The organism is Jiella pacifica (assembly GCF_010500815.1).
Lineage (GTDB): Bacteria > Pseudomonadota > Alphaproteobacteria > Rhizobiales > Rhizobiaceae > Jiella > Jiella pacifica.
Genome location: NZ_JAAAMG010000014.1, coordinates 108,661 through 131,052, shown reverse-complemented (window position 1 = coordinate 131,052; position 22,392 = coordinate 108,661). Strand labels below are relative to the sequence as shown.

Here is a 22,392-nt window from a genome sequence, read left to right as displayed (position 1 = left end):
CCCGGTGACCCCCATTGGACGAAGCGTTTGAAAGAGACCTCGATGCGATCGATAGGATGGCATCGGCTCCGACCATCCTCGACGTCATTTGTCGTTCCACCGGGATGGGGTTTGCCGCGATCGCGCGGGTGACCGCCGATCGGTGGATCACCTGCAAGGTCCTCGACACCATCGGCTTCGGGCTGAAGCCTGGCGACGAACTGGATGTCGAGACCACCCTCTGCCACGAGGTCCGCGGCAGCCGCGAGGCGGTGGTCATCAACAAGGTTTCGGAGAGCGATCTCTACTGCAACCATCCGACGCCGCGCATGTATGCGTTCGAGAGCTACATCTCGATGCCGATCATCCGTCGGGACGGCAGCTTCTTCGGCACGCTCTGCGCCATCGACCCGCGGCCGGCGCGCGTCGAGAGCCCCGAGATCGTCGGGATGTTCAAGCTCTTCGCCGATCTGATCGCCCATCAACTGGACGCCGACGAGAAACTTCGCAGCGCCGAGACCGACCTCAGCAACGAGCGCCGGGTCGCCGAGCTTCGCGAGCAGTTCATCGCGGTTCTCGGCCACGATTTGCGCAATCCGGTCGCCTCGGTCGAATCCGGCATGAAGATGCTTCTGACGCGGCCGCTCGACGAGCGTTCGCAAATGATCGTGCGGCTGGTGCAGGGCAGCGTGCTTCGCATGCGGGGCCTCATCGACAACGTCCTCGATTTTGCCAGGGGGCGGCTGGGGGATGGCATCGAACTCGATCGCAATCCTGATGAAGCGATCGAGCCCATTCTCCAGCATGTCGTCGCCGAATTGCAGGCCGCCCATCCGGACCGGTCGATCGAGACGGATTTCCAGATCGGGCGTCCCGTCGATTGCGACCGCTCCCGGATCGCCCAGCTTCTGTCCAATCTGCTCGCCAACGCGCTGACCCACGGTGCCCCCGAACAGCCGGTGAGGGTCGTGGCTTCGACGTCTTCCCGCCGGTTCACGCTGTCGGTGGCAAACGGTGGCTCTCCCATTCCCGAAGAGACGCTTGCGCATCTCTTCAAGCCGTTCTTCCGCGGCAAGGCGCTCGCCAGCCAGCAGGGCCTCGGGCTCGGCCTGTTCATCTCCAGCGAGATCGCCAGGGCCCATGGAGGGACGCTCCGGGCCGTCTCTGACGAAGGTGAAACTCAGATGACGTTCGAAATGCCACTTTCGGCATGAGCGGAGCGGCCGGCGAAAAGATCGGCGCCACGGCGCCTCGATGGCAGCGGCACCTGGAACAGGCGGCGTGCGAGACGCCGATCGGCTCAGCGTCGGATTAGGGAGAGGCGGAATCATGGCTGACAGCGAAGCGGATCCGATCGATCAGGACGTGCTCGCGGCTTATCTGGAAGGGGCGATCGACGGCTTTTCCGGGCTCGACAAGATCGTCAAGTTCCAGTCCGGCCAGTCGAACCCGACCTATCGGCTCGATGCTGCGAGCGGCACCTACGTGCTCAGGGCAAAGCCGCCGGGCAAGCTGTTGAAGTCGGCCCATCAGGTGGATCGCGAGTTCCGCGTTATGGCGGCGCTCGCCGCCTCCGACGTGCCGGTTCCCGCAATGCTGCACCTTGCCGGCGACGACGATTCCCCGATCGGCCGGGCTTTCTTCGTGATGGAGCACATCGATGGCCGGATCTTCTGGGATCCCGGACTGCCGGAAATCGAGGCTCCCGGCGAACGGGCTGCGATCTTCGACGCGATGAATGGCACCCTCGCCGCGATCCATTCGGTCGATCTGGAGCGGACCGGCCTCGCCGATTTCGGTCGTCCGGGGAATTATTTCTACCGCCAACTGTCGCGCTGGAGCGGCCAGTGGCGCCAGTCGAAGATCGACGACATTCCCGAGATGGACCAGTTGATCACCTGGCTCGAGGACAATCTGCCGGCCGACGACGGCGTCACCACCCTGGTCCACGGCGACTATCGCCTCGACAATCTGATCTTTGCCAAGGACCGGCCAAAGATCCTCGCGGTTCTCGACTGGGAGCTTTCGACCCTCGGCCATCCGGTTGCCGACCTCGCCTATCAATGCATGCAGTGGCGCCTGCCCAATCGCGGCACCTTCAAGGGGCTCGGCGGCGTCGACCGGACCGAGCGGGGTATACCGAGCGAGGCGGAATACGTCGCGAGCTACTGTGAGCGCCGGGGTCTCGAGGGGATCGACGACTGGACCTTCTACCTCGCCTTCTCCTTCTTCCGCCTCGCTGCGATTCTGCAGGGGGTCTACCGGCGCTACGCCGACGGCAACGCCTCCAATCCGGAAAAGGCACAGGTCTATGGCCGCAACGTTCCGGTGCTGGCGCAGCTGGCGCTGGAGGCGATCGCGGAAGGCTGAGTTCTCTGCTTGGCGAGGCCCCGGGCGCGTTTGCCGACGATCCCGCCCCACGCTTCGCCGCCGGATTGCGCAACTTTCCCGCAGTCGACCTTTGGTGCATGCTTTATGTGCATAGTGCCCGCTTCGCAGGCGGCGCGTAACGCGACGTGCACAGGCATCGGGGGCTCCCGCCCGCCCACCATGGTGCCGAGAGCGCCGTCCCCGGCGGTTTGATCGCTTTGACCTTCCGTCAAGTCAGTTCTGGCACGGGCTTTGCAGATTGGCTTCGTCGAGGCCGGCGAACGGCCCTGGTGACGACTGGAGGTCATGATGAAATCAGCCATGAGATGGATGCAGAAGACGGCCGTGGCGGCGACGATCGCCGCGTTCGGCGTCTCCGGAAGCTACGCCCAGACGCCGAGCGGCGAGCCGATCAAGGTCGGCATCCTCCATTCGCTCTCCGGCACGATGGCGATCTCCGAGACGACCCTCAAGGACGCCATGCTGATGCTCATCGACGAGCAGAACAAGAAGGGCGGCGTGCTCGGCCGGCCTCTGGAGGCGGTCGTGGTCGATCCGGCCTCCGACTGGCCGCTCTTTGCCGAAAAGGCCCGCGAGCTGATCAGCCAGAACGACGTCGCCGCGGTCTTCGGCTGCTGGACGTCGGTGTCGCGCAAGTCGGTGCTGCCGGTGTTCAAGGAGCTGAACTCGATCCTCTTCTATCCGGTCCAGTACGAGGGCGAGGAATCGGAGCGCAACGTCTTCTACACCGGTGCCGCGCCGAACCAGCAGGCGATCCCGGCGGTCGACTATCTGATGAACGAGGGCGTCGAGCGCTGGGTGCTCGAGGGCACCGACTACGTCTATCCGCGCACCACCAACAAGGTCCTCGAGCAGTATCTGAAGGACAAGGGCGTCGCGGCCGAGGACATCATCGTCAACTACACGCCCTTCGGCTTCTCCGACTGGCAGACGGAAGTCTCGCGGATCAAGGAATTCGGCTCGGCCGGCAAGAAGACCGCCGTCGTCTCCACCGTCAACGGCGACGCCAACGTGCCGTTCTACAAGGAACTCGCCAATCAGGGCGTCGCGGCGACCGACATTCCCGTCGTCGCCTTCTCCGTCGGCGAGGAAGAGCTCGCCGGCATCGATACCGCGCCGCTGGTCGGCCATCTCGCCGCCTGGAACTACTTCCAGTCCGTCGACACGCCGGAAAACGCCGACTTCATCGCCAAGTGGCACGCCTTCATCGGCAACGAGGATCGCGTCACCAACGACCCGATGGAAGCCCACTACATCGGCTTCAACATGTGGGTGAAGGCGGTCGAAAAGGCCGGCACCACCGACGCCGACGCCGTCATCGACGCACTGCCGGGCATCGAGCAGGCCAACCTGACGGGCGGCATGTCGAAGATGCTGCCGAACCATCACATCACCAAGCCGGTGCTGATCGGCGAGATCAACGACGAGGGCCAGTTCGACGTGGTCTCCGAGACCGAGGACCTCGTGCCGGGCGACGCCTGGTCCGACTTCCTGCCGGAATCGAAGAAGCTCGAGGCCGACTGGGTCGAGCTGAAATGCGGCAACTACGACACCGAGGCGAAGAAGTGCCTCGGCGACGCCGCGACGTCCAACTGAGACGTCCGGTCGAAATGCGCCGCGGGCGCGATCCCGAGAGCTGTGGGCACCTGGTTCTCGGCACGGATCGTGCCCCGGCACTGAGCGGGGCGGACCGCGGTCATCTCCCGCCGCGGCCCGCTCCAGCCCAGGGCGAAGAAGTTTCGCTCTGGCAAAGCATGAATGCCTGCCTCCCGAGCAGCGCCGGCGGGGCGGCCTCAAGCGGCCGCTCCGCTCTTTCCATTTCCGCTCGGCCTTCCCGTTCGCGTCCGCGAATGATTGTGTGAGACGACATGAACCGATCGATTCCCTGGCTGTTCCTGAGCCTTGCCGTGCTGCTGTTCGGTCTTGGCCCGGCGGCGGCGCAGCAGGCGGAGGCCGATCCCGCCGCCATCGTCCAGAAGTTCGGCGGCAAGCAGAGCTTCGACGCCACCGAGGCGGTGATTGCCGAACTCGCCGCCACCGGTGACGAGCGCGTCGCCAGGGCGCTGCGGGCGCTGCGCGAGGGCGATCTCTACTGGCGGGAGAGCGACGAGGCCGTCTTCATCGCCACCCGCAAGGGAAGCGACTACGAGATCTTCGATCCATTGACCGGCGTGAGCGCCGGCACCGTGCCGAGCGGCGATCTGCAGAAGGTTCGAGTGAAGAACTCGATCCGCAACGCCGTGACCGGAGCCCTCGGCACTCTGACGCTGAGAGCCGAAAATCCCGCCCAACGCATGCGCGCCGCGAGCACGCTGTTCTCCGAGGCCGATCCCGAAATGATCGGGCCGCTCGATGCGGCCATCGCCGCGGAAGAGGACTCGGCGGTCAAGGCGCGTATGGAGGAAGCCCGCGCCAGCGCGGTCCTCGCCTCCGATCTTGCGGCCGAAGAAAAGGCGGCGGCGGCGAAGGTCCTGGCGGGTCGGGCCGACCGGGAAGCGCTGACCATGCTGATCCGCTTCGCCGGCGCCACCGACGATCCGGTGGCCAAGCAGGCAGCCGAGGCGGCGATCGTCGCCATCCAGAACAACATCGCCTTCTGGAACCAGATGCAGAACGTCTGGTACGGCCTGTCGCTGGGCTCGGTGCTGCTTCTGGCGGCGATCGGGCTGGCCATCACCTTCGGCGTGATGGGGGTCATCAACATGGCTCATGGCGAGATGGTGATGCTCGGCGCCTATACGACCTTCGTGGTGCAGGAGTTCATCCGCAACAACGCGCCCGGCCTGTTCGAGTGGTCGCTGACGATCGCCCTGCCGCTCGCCTTCCTGGTCTCCGGCGCCGTCGGTCTCGTGATGGAGCGCGGGCTGATCCGCTTCCTCTACGGCCGCCCGCTGGAGACGCTGCTGGCGACCTTCGGTGTCTCGCTGATCCTGCAGCAGGCGGTGCGCACCATCTTCGGCCCCTCCAACCGGCAGGTCGGCAATCCGGACTGGATGTCCGGCGCCTTCGACGTCGGGCTGATGTCCGTCACCTGGAACCGGCTGTGGATCATCGTCTTCGCGCTGGTCGTCTTCCTGGCGCTCCTCGCCGTCCTCAACAAGACGCCGCTCGGCCTGCAGATGCGCGCCGTCACCCAGAACCGCCGGATGGCGGCGGCGATGGGCATCCGAACGCCATGGGTGGACGCCATGACCTTTGCGCTGGGCTCTGGAATCGCCGGCATCGCCGGCGTGGCGCTCTCCCAGATCGACAACGTCTCGCCCAATCTCGGCCAGGGCTACATCATCGACTCATTCATGGTCGTCGTCTTCGGCGGGGTCGGCAATCTCTGGGGGACGCTCGTCGGCGCGATGACCCTTGGCATCGTCAACAAGTTCCTCGAACCTTTTGCCGGGGCCGTCCTCGGCAAGATCGTCGTCCTCGTGCTCATCATTCTGTTCATCCAGAAGCGCCCCCGCGGCCTCTTCGCCCAGAAGGGGAGGTTCGTCGACGCATGAGCGCCCAGGCTTTGAAACCTCTTTCGATGTTCCGCCGCGCCAGCGATTGGCTGAAGCGCCAGCCTCGGCACGTCGTCATTCTCGGGCCCCGTCCCGAGAATCCAGAGATCGTCGAGCGCAATTCGCTTCGGCAACAGAGGGCGGAAGCGATTTATGCAGCGGCAGTTGCCCCTGGATTCTCGGGACGGGGCCCGAGAATGACGAAGCGTCAACATTTGCCCATCCCCGCAGATGCCCCCTCGAACAGGTCCGCCAGTAAAGCACCGTGCAGATGTGTGGATGCTGTAGCGGTCCCGGGGGGAGGTCAAACGACCCACCGTCGCAGGCCCCTCGCGACCTACCTTTCGAGCACCGAGGGCGCGCGATGATCCTCGCCCGCTTCCTCGGTGCCCGTGTCTGGATCCTCATCGCCGCGATCCTGGCCGCGGCGATCCTCGTGCCGCTGTCGAACCTTGCGCTGCCGGCGGATCATCCGCTGCACGTGCCGTCCTATCTCGTGCCGCTGTTCGGCAAATATGTCTGCTACGCGCTGCTCGCCCTCGCGCTGGATCTCGTCTGGGGCTATTGCGGCATCCTGTCGCTCGGCCATGGCGCCTTCTTCGCCCTCGGCGGCTATGCCATGGCATGTATCTGATGCGCCAGATCGGCGCCCGCGGCGTCTACGGCAATCCCGAGCTGCCGGACTTCATGGTGTTCCTGAATTGGAAGGAACTGCCGTGGTACTGGACCGGCTTCGACCAGTTCTGGTTCGCCGCGCTCATGGTGATGCTGGTTCCGGGGCTGCTCGCCTTCGTCTTCGGCTTCTTCGCCTTCCGCTCCCGCGTCACCGGCGTCTATCTGTCGATCATCACCCAGGCGATGACCTACGCCCTGCTCCTCGCCTTTTTCCGCAACGACATGGGCTTCGGCGGCAATAACGGCCTCACCGACTTCAAGGACATCCTCGGCTTTTCGATCCAGGCCGATGCGACGAGGGCCGGCCTCTTCGCCGTGAGCTGCATAGCCCTCGCACTCGGCGTGCTTCTCGTCGGCTGGATCACCCGGTCGAAGCTCGGCAAGCTGATGATCGCGGTGCGCGATGCCGAAAGCCGCACCCGCTTCATCGGCTGGCGGCCGGAATATGTGAAGCTCTTCGCCTTCACCGTCTCGGCCGTCATGGCGGGGATCGCCGGGGCGCTCTACGTCCCGCAGGTCGGCATCATCAATCCCGGCGAGTTCTCGCCGGTCAATTCCATCGAGATCGTCGTCTGGGCGGCGGTCGGCGGCCGGGGCACGCTGATCGGTCCGGTGATCGGTGCGCTGCTGGTCAATTACGGCAAGACCGTCTTCACTGCCGTCGCGCCGGAATTCTGGCTGTTCCTTCTGGGCGGCCTGTTCGTCTTCGTCACGCTGCTTCTGCCGCGCGGCATCGTCGGCACCATCGACCATGGCTGGGACGCCTTCCGGGCGGGGCGGCGGGCCAAAGAGGCCGAAAAGGGGGAGACGGCCGGGGCCGTCCCCAATCCGGCGGAGTAGGCGGGATGGTCGAGGCAAAAGTGGCAGGCAAGGTGGCAGACGACGTGCACGCGCTGACGACGCCGCAAGGCGGCGGTCGCGAACCGGCAACGCAGCCGGTGCAGGAAAATACAGGCCGTGCCGGCATTGCTCCCGTCGCGGCGCAGGCAGCAAGGCCCCGCGAGGCCGTGCCGTCGTCACCGGCGCCTGTCGAGCAGCCGTTCGAAAACGGCCACGGCGAGCCCGTCGTCTCGCCGCATCCCTACGCCGCTCAGATGCGCGAGCGCCGGCTGGCCATCGAGGCACAGGGCCGGGCCCGGCGCGATACGCTGCTCTATCTCAACGGCGTCACCAAAAGCTTCGACGGCTTCAAGGCGATCAACAACCTCTCCCTGGTCATCGAGAAGGGCGAGATGCGGGCGATCATCGGCCCGAACGGCGCCGGCAAGACGACGATGATGGACATCATCACCGGCAAGACGAGGCCCGACAAGGGCGAGGTCTTCTTCGGCGGCGACGTCGACCTCACCCGTCACGACGAGGCGGCGATCGCCTCCATGGGCATCGGCCGCAAGTTCCAGAAGCCGACCGTCTTCGAGAGCCACACGGTGGAGGACAACATCCGCCTGTCCTTGTCGGGGCCGCGCTCCGTGCTCGAAGCGCTCGTCCACCGCAAGGACGAGGCCGAGCGGCAGCGGATCGAGGCGATCCTCGAAACGACGCGGCTGACGGAAAAGCGCGAGACCTTCGCCGCCAATCTCTCCCACGGCCAGAAGCAGTGGCTCGAAATCGGCATGCTGCTCGCCCAGGACCCGGAGCTGCTCCTCGTCGACGAGCCGGTCGCCGGCATGACCGACGCCGAGACCGAGCAGACCGCGCGGCTCCTGCGCGACATCGCCCGGACCCGCTCGGTCGTCGTGGTCGAGCACGACATGCATTTCGTCCGGGCGCTGGGGGTGAAGGTCACCTGCCTGCATGAGGGCTCGGTGCTGTCGGAGGGAACGCTCGACAAGGTCTCGGCCGATCCGAAGGTGATCGAGGTGTATCTGGGGCGATGACCATGATGATTGCAGTCCAGGCGACGTTGCCCCGCCCCCTCATCCTGAGGTGCGCGACATGTCGTTAGACATGCCGCGCCTCGAAGGGCGAGGGGGCGCAACCGCGGCGTCGAGCCACGCCCTCGCCCTTCGAGGCGGGCCGGCTCTGCGAGCCGGCCCGCACCTCAGGATGAGGGCGACTTTGGGAGTCTCGGCGGCTGCCGATGACCGTACCGCCTCACCGCCGGGCGGATCGCAATGTGAGGCGCGATTGCGGGGATTTCATTCATGCTGACCGTCTCCAACGTCGATCTCTACTACGGCGCCGCCCAGGCGCTCCGGAACGTCTCGGTCAGTGCCAAGAGCGGCGAGATCACTTGCGTCCTCGGGCGCAACGGCGTCGGCAAGACGTCGCTGCTGCGCGCCGTCGTCGGCCAGCAGCCGATCCGCCGCGGCGAGATCGCCTTCGACGGCGAGGTGATGGGCCGCGAGGCGCCCTACAACCGGGCGCGGCGGGGCATCGGCTTCGTGCCGCAGGGGCGCGAGATCTTCCCGCTTCTGACGGTGAAGGAGAACCTCCAGACCGGCTACGCGCCGCTGAAGGCCGCCGACCGCTCGATCCCCGATCACGTTTTCGAGCTTTTTCCCGTGCTGAAGGGCATGCTCGGAAGGCGTGGCGGCGACCTCTCCGGCGGTCAGCAACAGCAGCTTGCGATCGGCCGGGCTCTGGTCACCCGGCCACGGCTCCTGGTGCTGGACGAGCCGACCGAGGGCATCCAGCCTTCGATCATCAAGGACATCGGTCGGGCGATCCGCTTTCTGAAGGACAATTCCGGCATCGCCATCCTCCTCGTCGAGCAGTATCTCGATTTCTGCCGCGAGCTTGCCGACAAGGTCTATGTCATGGACCGGGGCGAGATCGTCTTCGACGGGCCGGCGGAAGGCCTGGACGACCCCGAGGTTCGCAAGCACCTGACGGTCTGACGGGCGGGCGCGGCATCGTCCAATGCCGGCATGCCGCGCCGTCTTGGACGGTCGCTTTGCCCGATGAAGGGGCCGGTCGTACCGCCAGAGCCGGCGCTTTCGCCGCGCATTGTCTGGCTCCGCGGGGTCACGAGACGTCCGCTCCGGCCCCGCCGGCGTCAACGAACTTTCCTCACCACAACTTGCCTTTCCTTCTTCTTCGGCTAGCATTCCATAACAACGGGATGCGACGCGGCGCCGGCCATGGGAGTGGTGGAGCCGATCGTCCACAGACGTCGCAAAGACGCGCCGGCGTGTCGCATCGACGACCAGGATGGGAGGAAGTCGAATGAAATTCCGCAACATGGCGCTCGCCGTGGCCGCAAGCGCGCTCATGTCCGGTGGTGCCGCCAAGGCCGAGGAGCTGGCGCTCGTCGCCGGCTCGATCGGCAAGGACATTTCCGAACTGAGAATGCAGCTCGACGCGTTCGAGAAGGAGACCGGTCACACCGTCAAGCTCGTCGAGATGCCGGCCTCGACGACCGACCAGTTCGGCCAATACCGGCTCTGGCTGTCGGCCGGCAACGCGGATGTCGACGTCTATCGCACCGACGTGATCTGGGCGCCGCAGCTGGCCACCAACTTCGTCGACCTTTCCGAGGCGATGAAGGACGAGATCCCCAAGCACAACCCGTCGATCATCCAGTCCCAGACGGTGGACGGCAAGCTCGTCGCCTTCCCGATGTATACCGACGCGCCGGCCCTGTATTATCGCAGCGATCTTCTGGAGAAATACGGCAAGGAGCCGCCGAAGACCTGGGCCGAGCTGACCGAGACGGCCAAGGAGATCCAGGACAAGGAGCGGGAGGCCGGCAACGGCCAGATGAACGGCTTCGTCTTCCAGGGTGCGCCCTATGAGGGCCTGACCTGCGACGCGTTGGAATGGGTGGCCTCCAATGGCGGCGGTCAGATCGTCTCGCCGGATGGCGAGATCACCATCAACAACGAGAAGGCCGCCGCGGCCATCGACATGGCCAAAGGCTGGGTCGGCACCATCGCCCCGGAGGGCGTGCTTTCCTACAAGGAGGAAGAGGCCCGCGGCGTCTGGCAGACGGGCAATGCCGTCTTCATGCGCAACTGGCCCTATGCCTATGCCCTGTCGGCGGGCGATGACAGCGCCGTGAAGGGCAAGTTCGACGTCACGCCGCTGCCGGCGGGCGAGGGCGGCAAGTCGGCCGCATGCCTCGGCGGCTGGAATCTCGCCGTGTCGAAATATTCTGAGCACCAGGAAGCCGCGATCGAGCTGGTGAAATTCCTCGGTTCGCAAGAGGCCCAGAAGGAGCGGGCGATGAACTCCTCGCGCCTGCCGACCATCCCGGCCCTCTACGAGGATCCGGAGATCGCCGAGGCGCAGCCGATCGTCGCCGCCTGGGGCGATGTCGTCGAGAATGCCGTGCCGCGGCCCTCGGCGGCGACGAAGAAGCAGTACAACGAGGTCTCCAAGGAATTCTGGACCGCGGTCAACGAGACGCTGTCCGGGCGGGGCTCGGCCGCCGACAATCTCGACCAGCTGGAGAAGCGGCTGCGCCGCCTGAAGCGCAGCGCCTGGGAGTGATCCCCGCCTGAGGCGAGCCGGCGCCGCAAGGCGTCCGCAAGCATCGCCGTCGCGGCGCGTCCGCGATGGCACCCGCGTCGGCGACGTCAGGGCGCCGGGCCGACGCTGGAACGACGGAACCTGCAAGGGCGGAGGCCGGCCGAGCGGCCGGGCCGTGCGGTCCGTCTGGTGCCCGGTGGGAGGAGACGATGGCAAACGTTCAGGCTGGCGTTCCGCCGACCGACAAGGCGCTCGATGTCGAGCGCAAGGGCGCGCGGCCCCGCTCGGACCTCTCGCGCCAGCGCCTGAGGTCGGCCTGGCTGTTTCTGGCGCCGATGCTTCTCGTGCTCGCCCTCGTCGCCGGCTGGCCGCTCCTGAAGACCATCTGGTTCTCGCTCACCAACGCCAGCCTCTCCGACCTCGAAGGGGCCGAGTTCGTCGGCCTGCGAAACTACTGGGAATATGTCGACTACGGCGACGGGGAGGGCGAGTATTTCGGCCTCCTCTTCGATCCGCAATGGTGGAACGCCGTCTACAACACCGTCTATTACTCGGTCATCTCCGTGGCGATCGAGACGGTGCTCGGCCTCGTCTTCGCCCTCGTCCTCAATGCCGAGTTCAAGGGCCGCGGCTTCGTGCGCGCTGCCGTCCTCATTCCCTGGGCGATCCCGACCATCGTCTCGGCCAAGATGTGGGCCTGGATGATGAACGACCAGTTCGGCATCCTCAACGATATGCTGATGGCGATCGGCATCATTTCCGCCCCCGTCGCCTGGACGGCCAGTCCCGACACGGCGATGTGGGCGGTGATCATCGTCGACGTGTGGAAGACGACCCCCTTCATGGCACTGCTCATCCTCGCCGGCCTGCAGATGGTGCCGGGCGACGTCTACGAGGCGGCGAAGATCGACGGCATCCATCCGGTCAAGGTGTTCTGGAAGGTGACGCTTCCGCTGATCCGCCCGGCGATCCTCGTCGCGGTGATCTTCCGGGCACTCGACGCGCTGCGGGTGTTCGACCTCATCTACGTGCTGACGCCCAACAACACCCAGACGAAGTCGATGTCGGTCTTCGCCCAGGAAAATCTCTTCCAGTTCGACAAGTTCGCCTATGGCTCGGCGGCCTCGACGCTTCTGTTCCTGGTGATCGCCTTCATCACCTTGTTCTACATCAAGATCGCCCGGCTCGATCTCGGCGGCAGGGGGAAATGAGATGCCTTACGCCGTCAAGCGCACCGGCTTTTATGCCCTCGTCGTCTTCATCGTCCTGTTTTCGGTCTTCCCGTTCTACTACGCCATCCTGACCAGCCTGAAATCGGGAACGGCGCTGTTCCGGGTGAACTACCTGCCGGTCGACTTCTCGCTCGCCAACTATGAGGGCGTGCTGACGAACGGCGTCTTTCCGACGAACATCCTCAATTCGGTGATCGTCGCCGTTGTGGTGGTGGCGATCTCGCTGTTTCTGGCGGTGACGGCGGCCTATGCCCTGTCGCGGATCAACTTCGCCGGGCGCGGGCTCCTGCTGCTCACCATCCTCGCCGTGTCGATGTTCCCGCAGATCGCCGTCCTCGCCGGGCTGTTCGAGATGGTCCGCTGGGCCGGCGTCTACAACACGCTGTTCTCGTTGATCTTTGCCTATATGATCTTCACCCTGCCCTTCACGGTCTGGGTGCTGACCACCTTCATGCGCGACCTGCCGATCGAGATCGAGGAGGCGGCGATCGTCGACGGCGCCTCGCCCTTCACCATCGTCATGCGGGTGTTCCTGCCCTTGATGTGGCCGGCGCTGGTGACGACCGGGCTCCTCGCCTTCATCGCCGCCTGGAACGAGTTCCTCTTCGCGCTGACCTTCATTTCCAACAATTCCACCCGCACCGTTCCCGTCGCCATCGCGCTGCTCTCCGGTGCGTCCGAGCAGGAAATCCCCTGGGGGACGATCATGGCGGCCTCGGTGATCGTGACGGTTCCCCTGATCGTTCTCGTCCTCATCTTCCAGCGCAAGATCATCTCCGGCTTGACGGCCGGCGGCGTGAAGGGCTGACGATGGTGGGCAAACCCTTGATCCGGCCGGAGGAGCCGGGCGACGAAGAGGCGATCCGCGCCTTGACCGAAGCGGCCTTCGCGGATGCGCCGCATAGCGACCAGACGGAAGGCGCAATCGTCGACGCCCTGCGCGCCGCAAAAGCCTTGACGCTGTCCCTCGTCGCCGTCGATGTCGAGGGCTCCATTCTCGGGCACGTCGCCTTTTCGCCAGTGTCGATCGAAAGCGATGAGGCGGGCTGGTACGGCCTTGGCCCGGTGTCGGTTTGGCCGCAGTCGCAACGCCGGGGCGTTGGCACCGCCCTCGTCGTGGAAGGCTTGCGACGTCTGGAGAGGCTCGGCGCCAAGGGCTGCGTTCTCTTCGGCGATCCGGCCTTCTACACCCGCTTCGGCTTTGCCAGCGACCCGGCGCTGACCTATCGCGGCCTGCCGGTGCAATATGTTCAGCGGCTGGTGATGGCACCGCCTGCGCCGAGCGGCGAGATCACCTATCATCCGGCCTTCGAGGCCGCCGCCTGATGGAGATAGGCTTGGACGACAGGGCCGAAGTTGCCGCCCCCAATGCTTCCGCCATGAGTGAGGACAGGGACTGGTGGCGGGGCTGCGTCCTCTACCAGATCTATCCGCGCTCGTTTCAGGATTCCAATGGCGACGGCATCGGCGATCTCGCCGGCATCACCCGCCGCCTCGCCCACGTTGCCTCGCTCGGCGTCGACGCGATCTGGATCTCGCCCTTCATGACCTCGCCGATGAAGGATTTCGGCTACGACATTGCGAACTACCGGGACGTCGATCCGATCTTCGGGACACTCGATGATTTCGACGCCCTCGTTGCCGAGGCTCACCGGCTGGGGCTGAAGGTGATCATCGACCAGGTGCTGTCCCACACCTCGAACCTCCACCCCTGGTTCGTCGAGAGCCGTTCGAGCCGCGACAATGACAGGGCCGACTGGTATGTCTGGGCCGATCCCAAACCCGACGGCACGCCGCCGAACAACTGGCTCTCGGTCTTCGGCGGCACGTCCTGGGAGTGGGATTCCCGCCGTCGGCAATACTACCTCCACAACTTCCTCACCTCGCAGCCGGATCTGAACTTCCACAATCCCTCCGTCCGGCGGGCGCTGCTCGACGACGTCCGCTTCTGGCTGGAGCGCGGCGTCGACGGCTTCCGGCTCGACACGGCGAATTTCTACTTCCACGACGCCGATCTCACCGACAATCCGCCGCTCGATCCCGGGCTGCAGTCCGAGGTGATGGCCTCGCGCAACCAGCCCTACAATTTCCAGGATCACCTCCACGACAAGAACCGGCCGGAGGTTCTCACCTTCTTCGCCGAGTTGCGGGCGCTGCTCGACGAATACGGCGCGATGACCGTCGGCGAGGTCGGCGAGCGGATCCGCGGCGTCGAGCTGATGGCCGAGTACACAACCGGGCCGGACCGGCTGCAGATGTGCTACGCCTTCGACTTCCTCTCCGGCCACATGCCGGAGCCGCAGGCGATCCGGGCGGTCGTCGAGCGCTTCGAGGCGGCGGGGCCTCAGGGCTGGGCCTGCTGGGCGTTCTCGAATCACGACGTCGAACGCCACGCCACGCGCTGGACCGCCGGCGGCCGCGACGCCGAGCGCGCCTTGCGGCTCGCCGCCGGTATTCTCCTCACCTTGCGCGGTTCGGTCTGCCTCTATCAGGGCGAGGAGCTCGGCCTGACGGAGGCCGACGTTGCCTATGAGGATCTGGTCGATCCCTACGGCATCAACTTCTGGCCGGAGGTGAAGGGCCGCGACGGCTGCCGCACGCCGATGGCCTGGGAGGCGGGCAGCGCTCACGCCGGCTTCACCGCTGGCCGACCCTGGCTGCCGGTGCCGCCGGAACATGCGGCGCGAGCCGTCGACGCGATGGAGGCCGATCAAGGCTCGCTGCTGCACTTCTATCGCGGCCTGATCGGCTTTCGGCGACGGCATCCGGTGCTGGCGACAGGGGCGATCCGCTTCCTCGATGCGCCGGCGGGCATCCTTGCCTTCCTGCGGCAAGGCGCGGGAGAGACGCTCCTTTGCGTCTTCAATCTGTCCGAGGATGCAGGCGTCTTTCCGCTGCCTGAGGGCCTAGACCCGCATCCGCTGGGCGACCACGGTTTTAGCGGCCGCCGGGAGGGGACGCTCGTTCATCTCGACGACCACGACGGCTTCATCGGCGCCCTCTGACAGGCGCGAACGGATTTGGGAGGATCTGATGGCCAATCTCAAGCTCACCGGGGTCCGCAAGGCCTATGGCTCGGTGGAGGTGCTGCACGGCATCGACCTCGACATCAGGGCCGGCGAGTTCGTCGTCTTCGTCGGCCCGTCCGGCTGCGGCAAGTCGACGCTTCTGCGCGTCATCGCTGGGCTCGAGGACATCAGCGGCGGCACGCTGGAGATCGGCGGTAAGGTGGTGAACGCCCTGACGCCGAAGCAGCGCGGCATCGCCATGGTATTCCAGTCCTACGCGCTCTATCCGCACATGACGGTCTACGAGAACATGGCCTTCGGCCTGACGCTGGAGAAGGGAAAGCCGAAGTCCGAGATCGACGGGAAGGTCCGCGAAGCGGCGCGCATCCTGCAGATCGAGCCCTATCTCGACCGGCTGCCCAAGGCGCTGTCCGGCGGCCAGCGCCAGCGCGTCGCGATCGGCCGGGCAATCACCCGCGATCCGCAGGTGTTCCTGTTCGACGAACCGCTTTCCAATCTCGACGCCGCCCTGCGCGTCCAGACCCGCATCGAGATCGCCCGGCTGCACGAGCGGATGGAGGGGACGACGATGGTCTACGTCACCCACGACCAGGTCGAGGCGATGACGCTGGCCGATCGGATCGTCGTCCTCAACAAGGGCAATGTCGAACAGGTCGGCTCGCCCATGGATCTTTATAATTCGCCGGACAATCTCTTCGTCGCCAAGTTTCTCGGTTCGCCCTCGATGAACATCCTGCCGGCGAAGATCGAGAGCGCAGGGGCGACCACCCGCGTCGTGCCGGAGGGCGGCTCGAAGGTCGACCTGCCGATCGCGACCTCCGGCTCGCTGCAGGGCAAGCCCGCCCATCTCGGCATCCGGCCGGAAGACCTGTCCGTCACCGAAGAGGCCGGCGCGCCGTTCCGCGGCAAGGTGGTGCTGACCGAATCGCTCGGCGAGGTGACGTTGGTCTATATCGACAACGGCCGGGCGGACGAGCCCTTCGTCGCCAAGCTGCCGGGCGAGATCGCCATCGAGCGCGGTACGACGATCGGCCTTACCGCAAGGCCGGAGGCGATGCGCCTTTTCGACGAGAAGGGGCGGGCGATCCGTTCGCAGATGCGCCGGGCGGCGTGAGGTGGGCGCGCCCGTAGTTCCCCCGCTGTTGACGCAACCGTGTTCCCAAAGTGTGGTCGCCGGGCGGTAATGTCGGCCTATCGTTCGACGAAGTCGTTCATGTCGATGCCGACCGGCGGTGGACCGTCCGGGCAGCGCCGTTCAATCGCTCGGGCCGCATTTTTGCGTCCGACAGCCGGAGACGTGAGCCGCCATGCCGATCGCAAGGCCGAAGCCGAACGACCCGAGAGCTGAAGCGTCGGCTGCCGATGTGGCAGGCGGCGCCGATCCCGCATCGAAGGCGGCGTCGGGGACGGTCGGCTCGACCAAGTCTTCCGGCCTCTCGCGCTACCTGCCGATCCTGGTTCTCCTCGCGGCGCTGGCCACCGCCTACATGCTGGGCCTTCACCGCTATCTCTCGCTGCAGGCCTTCCTCGACAGCCGGGACGTGTTGAAGGAATGGGTCTCGGCCAACGTCTTTCTTTCCGGCCTTGGTTTCATCCTCCTCTATGCCGGGCTCGTCGCGGTGTCCTTTCCCGCCGCCTCGCTGGTGACGGTCGCCTCCGGCTTCCTGTTCGGCTGGCTGATCGGCGGGACGCTGACGGTGATCGGCGCCACTCTGGGCGCGACCATCCTGTTCCTCGCCGCGCGCACCGCCTTCGGCGACGTCCTGCGCAAGAAGTCCGGCGGTGCCATTGCGCGCTTTGCCGCAGGGTTCCGCGACGACGCCTTCGCCTATCTCCTGATCCTCAGGCTGACGCCCGTTTTGCCCTTCTTCGTCGTCAATGTCGCCCCGGCCTTCTTCGACGTGACGCTCGGCACCTATGTCGTCACCACCTTTCTCGGCATCATCCCCGGCTCGATGGTCTATGCATTTCTCGGCTCAGGTCTCGATCAGGCACTGGTCAATGCCGGCGAGAACGACGTTTCGATCGGGGATCTGGTGACGCCGGAAATGACCATCGCCCTTGTCGGCCTCGCCGCGCTGGCCATTCTCGGCGTGGTGCTGAAGAAGACGGTGCTGCGCAAACGCGCGGCCTGAAACGTCGAGACCGACGGCGGCCCGGACGTTCCGTTCGGGCCGCCGATGCCAGATATGAGGAAATTCTGACAACGAGGGAGGAGCGGCGATGGCGCCCATTCTCAAGCCGGACATCTGCGTCATCGGTGCCGGCTCCGGCGGGCTGACGACGGCCGCGGCGGCCGCCGCCTTCGGCGTGAAGGTGGTTCTGGTCGAGCGCGGCAAGATGGGCGGCGACTGCCTGAACTATGGCTGCGTGCCGTCCAAGGCGCTCATCGCCGCGGGAAAACACGTCGCCGCGATCCGCGAGGCGAAGCGCTTCGGCATTTCGGTCGGCGAGCCGCAGGTCGATTTTTCCGCCGTCAAGGATCATGTCCGCGGCGTCATCGACGCCATCGCGCCGAACGATTCCGTCGAGCGCTTCGAGAGCCTTGGCGTCACCGTGGTGAAATCCCACGCCGAGTTCGTCGACGAGAAGACCGTTTCGGCGGCCGGACAGATCGTCCAGGCGCGCCGCTATGTGATCGCCGCCGGCTCCTCGCCCTTCGTGCCGCCGATCGACGGGCTGAAGGAGACGCCGTTCTTCACCAACGAGACGATCTTCGACCTCCGGGAACGGCCCGACCATCTGGTCGTCATCGGCGGCGGGCCGATCGGCCTCGAACTCGCCCAGGCCCATCGGCGGCTTGGCTCGAAGGTGACGGTGGTGGAAGCCGGGACGTTTCTCGGCCGTGACGATCCGGAACTTGCCGCCGTGGTTCTCGACCGGCTGCGGGAGGAGGGGGTGAGCCTGCGGAAGGGCGCCAAGGTCGTTGCCGTGAGGAAAGGTGAGGCCGGCCCCTCCATCACCATCGAGACGGGTGGGGGCCGCGAGGAGATCGCGGCAAGCCATCTTCTCGTCGCCGTCGGGCGGGCGCCGAATGTCGAGGGTCTCGGGCTGAAGGCCGCCAGCATCGACTATGACGCCAAGGGCATCAAGGTCCGCCCCGATCTGCGCACCACCAATCGCCGCGTCTACGCCGTGGGCGACATCGCCGGCGGCCCGCAATTCACCCATGTCGCCAACTATCAGGCTGGCCTGGTGCTTCGCCCGATCCTCTTCCGCCTGCCGGTTAAGGAACGGCGTGACCATTTGCCGCATGTCACCTTCACCGATCCCGAGCTCGGGCAGATCGGCGCCACGGAGGCCGAGGCGAAAGCCTCGGGCGCGCTGAAGGACGTGCTCCGGTGGCCCTACGCTGAAAACGACAGGGCCCAGGCGGAACGCCATACCGACGGGCTGGTGAAGCTCGTTCTGGGCAAGGGCGGGCGCATCATCGGCGCCGGTGTCGTCGGGCTCGCCGCCGGCGAGATGACCAACATGCTGTCGCTCGCGGTCGGAAAGAACATGGCCGTTTCCGATCTTCGCGACTTCATTTCGCCCTATCCGACGCTCTCGGAAATTGGAAAGCGCGCGGCAACGGTCTACTATCGCCCCTATACGGAGAAGGCCTTCGTGCGTCGGGCGGTGCGCTTGCTTGCCCGGCTCGGTTGAAAGGCCGATGATGGTTTCGTCGCTTTGATTTCGGCTGGGGGGCCGACGGGCGGTGAGAATAGGGTCCGGATCGGACGGGATCCGGGATCGAGGTCGAATGCCGCGGGAGGGCGGCCGGGCGAGAGCGGGGACATTCTTGGACGACCGAGTGAGATCGGTGGCGGGCGCTTCCGGCGACCAGCCGGTGCCGAAGGTGCGGCGGCGGCTGTCGTCGCGCATTCTCGTCATCACTGCGCTCGCCGTCATGCTCGCCGAAGTGCTGATCTTCGTGCCCTCGGTCGCCAAGTTCCGCTACGATTGGCTGACGGCCAAGATCGAGACCGTCGCCGTTGCCGGTCTCGCCTCGGAGGAAGTCGACGCCGGCCCCGGCTCGGTGCTCGGGCCGAACCAGGAATCGGCGCTGTTGAAGGCGCTCGACGCCCAGTTGATCGCGATCAACGATCAGGATGCCTCGCGGCTTCTGGCGCGGGCCGAGACCGTCGGCATCCCGGACGTCCAGATCTCTCTGTCCGACCAGTCGGCGATGGACATGATCTTCGGCGCCTTCGACACGCTGCTGTTCGGCGGTAATCGGACGATGCGGGTTCAGGGCGAGGTGGGCGAGGAGGCCGTGCGCGCCGAAGTGGTGATGGCCGAGCGGCCTTTGCGCCGGGCGATGCTCGTCTATTCCCGCAACGTCTTCCTGTTGTCCCTGTCGATCGCACTCTTCGCCGCGCTCCTGGTCTACACCGCGATCAGCCGTTATCTCGTGCGGCCGATCCTCAACATGACCCGGTCGATGGTCAGTTTCGGCGCCAATCCGACCGACCCGGACCGGATCATCAAGCCGAATCGCCGATCCGACGAGATCGGCGTCGCCGAGGGCGAACTCGCCGAAATGCAGCGGCGGCTGAACGAGACCCTGCGCGAGCAGCGCCACCTCGCCGAACTCGGCCTCGCCGTCTCGAAGATCAATCACGACCTGCGCAACATCCTCGCCTCCAGCCAGATGATCTCCGACCGTCTGGCCGCGGTCGAGGATCCGACGGTGCAGCGCTTCGCTCCCCTGCTTCTGCGCAGTCTCGATCGGGCGCTGCATTATACCCAGTCGGTGCTGGCTTACGGCCGGGCGGTGGAGAGCGCGCCGGTGCGCCGCGAGGTCCGGCTGAGGCTGCTCGCCGAAGACGTCTATGAGAGCCTCGCCCTCGACCCGAAGTCGGGGATCGGGCTGGTCAACGCGGTGCCGGCCGATCTTCTCGCCATGGTCGATCCGGACCAGTTCCACCGGGTCATGCTCAATCTGTGCCGCAATGCGGTCGAAGCCCTGACGAGCCTTGCCGAGGATCCCTCCGTGGTGGTTCGGCAGATCCGGATCGGCGCTGAGCTTCAGGCGGCCGGGCCGGGCGGCTGGGGCGAGTTGCAGATGTTCGTCGAGGACACCGGCCCAGGGCTTCCCGAAGTCGCCCGCGAAAATCTCTTCAAGGCCTTTCGCGGTTCCGCCCGCTCGGGCGGAACCGGTCTCGGCCTGCCGATCGCCGCGGAGATCGTCGAGGCCCACGGCGGAGAGATCAAGCTTGCGGCCCGCGATCGCCCCGGTACGCGCTTCGAGATCAGGCTCTCCGGCAAGGCGGCTCGGCGGGAGCCGGCGGCGGCGCAGACGTGATTCGGCGCCATCGGTGGAGAACGCGACGGTCGCCTTACGAAAGTTGGTGCATCGGGCCGCCTGCATCGGCTAGGCCGTTGCAATGACCATCCCCGACGGCGTCAGCCTCATTCCTATCATCGCGACCCTTCTTGTCGCCGCCGCGGCAGCCGGCTTCCTGGCCGGCCTGTTCGGCATCGGCGGCGGGGCGATCTTCGTCCCGGTGCTCTACCAGACCTTCGAGACGCTCGGCGTCAGTCATCTCGTCTCGATGCATCTCGCCGTCGGCTCGTCGATCGCCATCATCGTGCCGACGTCGATCCGGTCGCTGACGTCGCATCTGAGGCGCGGCGCCGTGGATACGACCCTGTTGAAGCAATGGCTGTTGGCGATTCCTCTCGGTGCCGTCGTCGGCGCGCTCACCGCCTCGGTGGCGAGTTCGGCGGAACTCCGGGCGATCTTCGCCACGCTCGCCTTTCTCCTGGGTTTGAAGATGCTGGTCGGCCGGCTGTCCTTCCGGCTCGGCGACGATCTGCCGGGCGGGTTCGGCCGCTTCGTCGCCGGCTTGATCATCGGCATCTTGTCGGCGCTGATGGGGATTGGCGGCGGCGTTCTCAACAACACCTTCATGACGCTCTACGGCCGGTCGATCCACCAGGCGGTGGCGACGAGCGCCGGCGTCGGCGCGTTGATCGCCGTACCGGGGCTCCTGACCTACATCGCCGGCGGCTGGGGCGAGGCGGCTTTGCCGGCCTTCAGCCTTGGCTACGTCAACGTCTTCGCCGTTGCGCTGGTCGCGCCCGCTTCCATCCTCGCTGTGCCGCTCGGCGCGGCGCTGGCGCACCGGCTGTCTCGCAGGCAGTTGGAACTCGGCTTCGGCTGCTTCCTGTTGATCGTCGCGGCGCGGTTTGCCTGGAGCCTGATCTGACGTCGGCCCCGATTCCGTTCAGTCCGTCATCACCAGCCGGTCGCCGCGAAAGTCGTAGGACGTCAATGTCCCGAGGAAGCTCATGCCGAGGAGCACCGTGTCGAGGCCCGGCCCTTCGGTGACGGCGGCCGCGACATTGGTTCGAGTGATCCCGCCGATGGTGACCGATTGGAGCCGGATCGGCGCCGCCTTGGCGATGCCGTTGGCGGTCATGACCTCATTGGAGAAGCTCAGCCGCGAGAGATCGACGCCGACCGATCGTGCCGTCTCGGCATCCATCGCAACCACCGAGGCGCCGGTGTCGACGATGAAGGTCGTCGGTTCGCCGTCGATCGCGCCATCGAGATAGAAATGTCCATCGGCGGCCCGCGTCGCCATGAAACGGCGATGCCCGCCCTCCTCGCCGAGGGACACCACGCTGCCGGGCATCAACACGGCGAAGACACGGTTCTTCAAGGCCAGGAATTCCGGCTGGAAGGCATAGACGCCGATCACCGCCCCGAAGACGGCGGTCCAGATCAGGACATTGCGCAGCATCTGCCCGAAGCGGAACCGCGCGGACATCACCACGACGGCGCCGATGGCGAGACCGAAAATGGCGAGCCGGGCCAGATGCGCGAAACTGTCCTCGCCGAGACCGAGGATCGTGCCGTCCCCGTTGGTCACGAGCAGCACCAGCGTCAGCGCCAGCGCACCGAGTACGAAATACAGAATCAGGTCACGACGCATCGGCGCTCGCTGCGGTCCTCTGCCTTCGCACGTCTCGTGCCGAACAGGGCCGGTCTCTCGAAGGTGCGGGCGGACTGGTTGCCGGCTCGCTGAGCCTTGCCATGATGGTCCGACGCGTCTCGGGCGAAAACGATGCCCAGCCGGCGATCTCCGCGATCGTGCGCCCACAGCCGCGACACAGCTCGGTCGCGGGGTCGATGCTGCAGGTCCGAATGCAGGGGCTTTCGATCGCCATCGAAATTCGGCTCGA

General features: G+C 66.0%; 18 protein-coding genes and 1 pseudogene. 17 read left to right on the top strand and 2 right to left on the bottom strand.

Annotated features, from left to right (window positions below):
• The first annotated feature begins 56 nt into the window (after window positions 1-56).
• From GTK09_RS17100 to GTK09_RS17020, 17 genes and pseudogenes are all read left to right on the top strand, one after another.
• Entirely contained in the window at window positions 57-1,193 is a 1,137-nt protein-coding gene (locus GTK09_RS17100) for a GAF domain-containing sensor histidine kinase (RefSeq protein WP_163464671.1), read from the top strand.
• Between the two features lie 115 nt (window positions 1,194-1,308).
• On the top strand, window positions 1,309-2,349 hold the full coding sequence (locus GTK09_RS17095) for a phosphotransferase (RefSeq protein WP_163464670.1): 1,041 nt from the start codon (window positions 1,309-1,311) through the stop codon (window positions 2,347-2,349).
• Window positions 2,350-2,670: 321 nt separating this feature from the next.
• Window positions 2,671-3,966 (top strand): urea ABC transporter substrate-binding protein, encoded by a 1,296-nt coding sequence (gene urtA / locus GTK09_RS17090; RefSeq protein ID WP_163464669.1) that lies wholly within the window; start codon window positions 2,671-2,673, stop codon window positions 3,964-3,966.
• A 272-nt stretch (window positions 3,967-4,238) separates the two neighbouring features.
• A complete protein-coding gene (urtB, locus tag GTK09_RS17085; RefSeq protein ID WP_163464668.1) occupies window positions 4,239-5,867 on the top strand; it encodes an urea ABC transporter permease subunit UrtB in 1,629 nt (542 codons plus the stop codon).
• Between the two features lie 364 nt (window positions 5,868-6,231).
• A pseudogene (gene urtC / locus GTK09_RS17080) lies at window positions 6,232-7,382 on the top strand (urea ABC transporter permease subunit UrtC).
• A gap of 254 nt (window positions 7,383-7,636) precedes the next feature.
• A complete protein-coding gene (gene urtD, locus GTK09_RS17075) occupies window positions 7,637-8,419 on the top strand; it encodes an urea ABC transporter ATP-binding protein UrtD (RefSeq protein WP_163464701.1) in 783 nt (260 codons plus the stop codon).
• A 267-nt stretch (window positions 8,420-8,686) separates the two neighbouring features.
• Window positions 8,687-9,382 (top strand): urea ABC transporter ATP-binding subunit UrtE, encoded by a 696-nt coding sequence (gene urtE, locus GTK09_RS17070; protein ID WP_163464667.1) that lies wholly within the window; start codon window positions 8,687-8,689, stop codon window positions 9,380-9,382.
• Between the two features lie 328 nt (window positions 9,383-9,710).
• A complete protein-coding gene (locus GTK09_RS17065; RefSeq protein WP_163464666.1) occupies window positions 9,711-10,976 on the top strand; it encodes an ABC transporter substrate-binding protein in 1,266 nt (421 codons plus the stop codon).
• Between the two features lie 188 nt (window positions 10,977-11,164).
• Window positions 11,165-12,166 carry a carbohydrate ABC transporter permease gene (locus tag GTK09_RS17060; protein WP_163464665.1) on the top strand — a complete coding sequence of 334 codons (1,002 nt, stop codon included), beginning with the start codon at window positions 11,165-11,167 and terminating at the stop codon, window positions 12,164-12,166.
• A gap of 1 nt (window position 12,167) precedes the next feature.
• Entirely contained in the window at window positions 12,168-12,995 is an 828-nt protein-coding gene (locus GTK09_RS17055; protein ID WP_163464664.1) for a carbohydrate ABC transporter permease, read from the top strand.
• A 2-nt stretch (window positions 12,996-12,997) separates the two neighbouring features.
• Window positions 12,998-13,513: a GNAT family N-acetyltransferase gene (locus GTK09_RS17050; RefSeq protein ID WP_163464663.1), complete on the top strand. Its 516-nt coding sequence runs from the start codon at window positions 12,998-13,000 to the stop codon at window positions 13,511-13,513.
• Window positions 13,514-13,566: 53 nt separating this feature from the next.
• Window positions 13,567-15,192: an alpha-glucosidase family protein gene (locus GTK09_RS17045; protein WP_246217970.1), complete on the top strand. Its 1,626-nt coding sequence runs from the start codon at window positions 13,567-13,569 to the stop codon at window positions 15,190-15,192.
• 28 nt (window positions 15,193-15,220) lie between these two features.
• Window positions 15,221-16,330 (top strand): ABC transporter ATP-binding protein, encoded by a 1,110-nt coding sequence (locus GTK09_RS17040; RefSeq protein WP_163464661.1) that lies wholly within the window; start codon window positions 15,221-15,223, stop codon window positions 16,328-16,330.
• A gap of 193 nt (window positions 16,331-16,523) precedes the next feature.
• Entirely contained in the window at window positions 16,524-17,351 is an 828-nt protein-coding gene (locus GTK09_RS17035) for a TVP38/TMEM64 family protein (protein WP_163464660.1), read from the top strand.
• A gap of 88 nt (window positions 17,352-17,439) precedes the next feature.
• Entirely contained in the window at window positions 17,440-18,864 is a 1,425-nt protein-coding gene (locus tag GTK09_RS17030; RefSeq protein WP_163464659.1) for a dihydrolipoyl dehydrogenase family protein, read from the top strand.
• A gap of 157 nt (window positions 18,865-19,021) precedes the next feature.
• Complete coding sequence (locus GTK09_RS17025; protein WP_312869910.1) at window positions 19,022-20,506, top strand: ATP-binding protein; 1,485 nt, start codon at window positions 19,022-19,024, stop codon at window positions 20,504-20,506.
• An 88-nt stretch (window positions 20,507-20,594) separates the two neighbouring features.
• Window positions 20,595-21,413 carry a sulfite exporter TauE/SafE family protein gene (locus GTK09_RS17020; protein WP_376768010.1) on the top strand — a complete coding sequence of 273 codons (819 nt, stop codon included), beginning with the start codon at window positions 20,595-20,597 and terminating at the stop codon, window positions 21,411-21,413.
• Window positions 21,414-21,431: 18 nt separating this feature from the next.
• On the opposite strand, the gene GTK09_RS17015 is transcribed toward GTK09_RS17020, so the two are convergent.
• Window positions 21,432-22,142, bottom strand: a complete 711-nt coding sequence (locus tag GTK09_RS17015) for a retropepsin-like aspartic protease family protein (protein WP_163464656.1) — start codon at window positions 22,140-22,142, stop codon at window positions 21,432-21,434.
• On the bottom strand, window positions 22,132-22,377 hold the full coding sequence (locus tag GTK09_RS17010) for a DUF1289 domain-containing protein (RefSeq protein WP_163464655.1): 246 nt from the start codon (window positions 22,375-22,377) through the stop codon (window positions 22,132-22,134). The genes GTK09_RS17015 and GTK09_RS17010 overlap by 11 nt, the downstream gene beginning before the upstream one ends.
• Between the last annotated feature and the right edge of the window lie 15 nt (window positions 22,378-22,392).

Coding starts and splice junctions, on each gene's coding strand:
- GTK09_RS17095 (WP_163464670.1), top strand. CDS start 1,309: ATGGCTGACAGCGAAGCGGATCCGATCGATCAGGACGTGCTCGCGGCT.
- GTK09_RS17065 (WP_163464666.1), top strand. CDS start 9,711: ATGAAATTCCGCAACATGGCGCTCGCCGTGGCCGCAAGCGCGCTCATG.
- GTK09_RS17060 (WP_163464665.1), top strand. CDS start 11,165: ATGGCAAACGTTCAGGCTGGCGTTCCGCCGACCGACAAGGCGCTCGAT.
- urtE (WP_163464667.1), top strand. CDS start 8,687: ATGCTGACCGTCTCCAACGTCGATCTCTACTACGGCGCCGCCCAGGCG.
- urtB (WP_163464668.1), top strand. CDS start 4,239: ATGAACCGATCGATTCCCTGGCTGTTCCTGAGCCTTGCCGTGCTGCTG.
- GTK09_RS17045 (WP_246217970.1), top strand. CDS start 13,567: ATGAGTGAGGACAGGGACTGGTGGCGGGGCTGCGTCCTCTACCAGATC.
- GTK09_RS17040 (WP_163464661.1), top strand. CDS start 15,221: ATGGCCAATCTCAAGCTCACCGGGGTCCGCAAGGCCTATGGCTCGGTG.
- urtA (WP_163464669.1), top strand. CDS start 2,671: ATGAGATGGATGCAGAAGACGGCCGTGGCGGCGACGATCGCCGCGTTC.
- GTK09_RS17015 (WP_163464656.1), bottom strand. CDS start 22,142: ATGCGTCGTGACCTGATTCTGTATTTCGTACTCGGTGCGCTGGCGCTG.
- GTK09_RS17100 (WP_163464671.1), top strand. CDS start 57: ATGGCATCGGCTCCGACCATCCTCGACGTCATTTGTCGTTCCACCGGG.
- GTK09_RS17050 (WP_163464663.1), top strand. CDS start 12,998: ATGGTGGGCAAACCCTTGATCCGGCCGGAGGAGCCGGGCGACGAAGAG.
- urtD (WP_163464701.1), top strand. CDS start 7,637: ATGCGCGAGCGCCGGCTGGCCATCGAGGCACAGGGCCGGGCCCGGCGC.
- GTK09_RS17055 (WP_163464664.1), top strand. CDS start 12,168: ATGCCTTACGCCGTCAAGCGCACCGGCTTTTATGCCCTCGTCGTCTTC.
- GTK09_RS17010 (WP_163464655.1), bottom strand. CDS start 22,377: ATGGCGATCGAAAGCCCCTGCATTCGGACCTGCAGCATCGACCCCGCG.
- GTK09_RS17030 (WP_163464659.1), top strand. CDS start 17,440: ATGGCGCCCATTCTCAAGCCGGACATCTGCGTCATCGGTGCCGGCTCC.
- GTK09_RS17035 (WP_163464660.1), top strand. CDS start 16,524: ATGCCGATCGCAAGGCCGAAGCCGAACGACCCGAGAGCTGAAGCGTCG.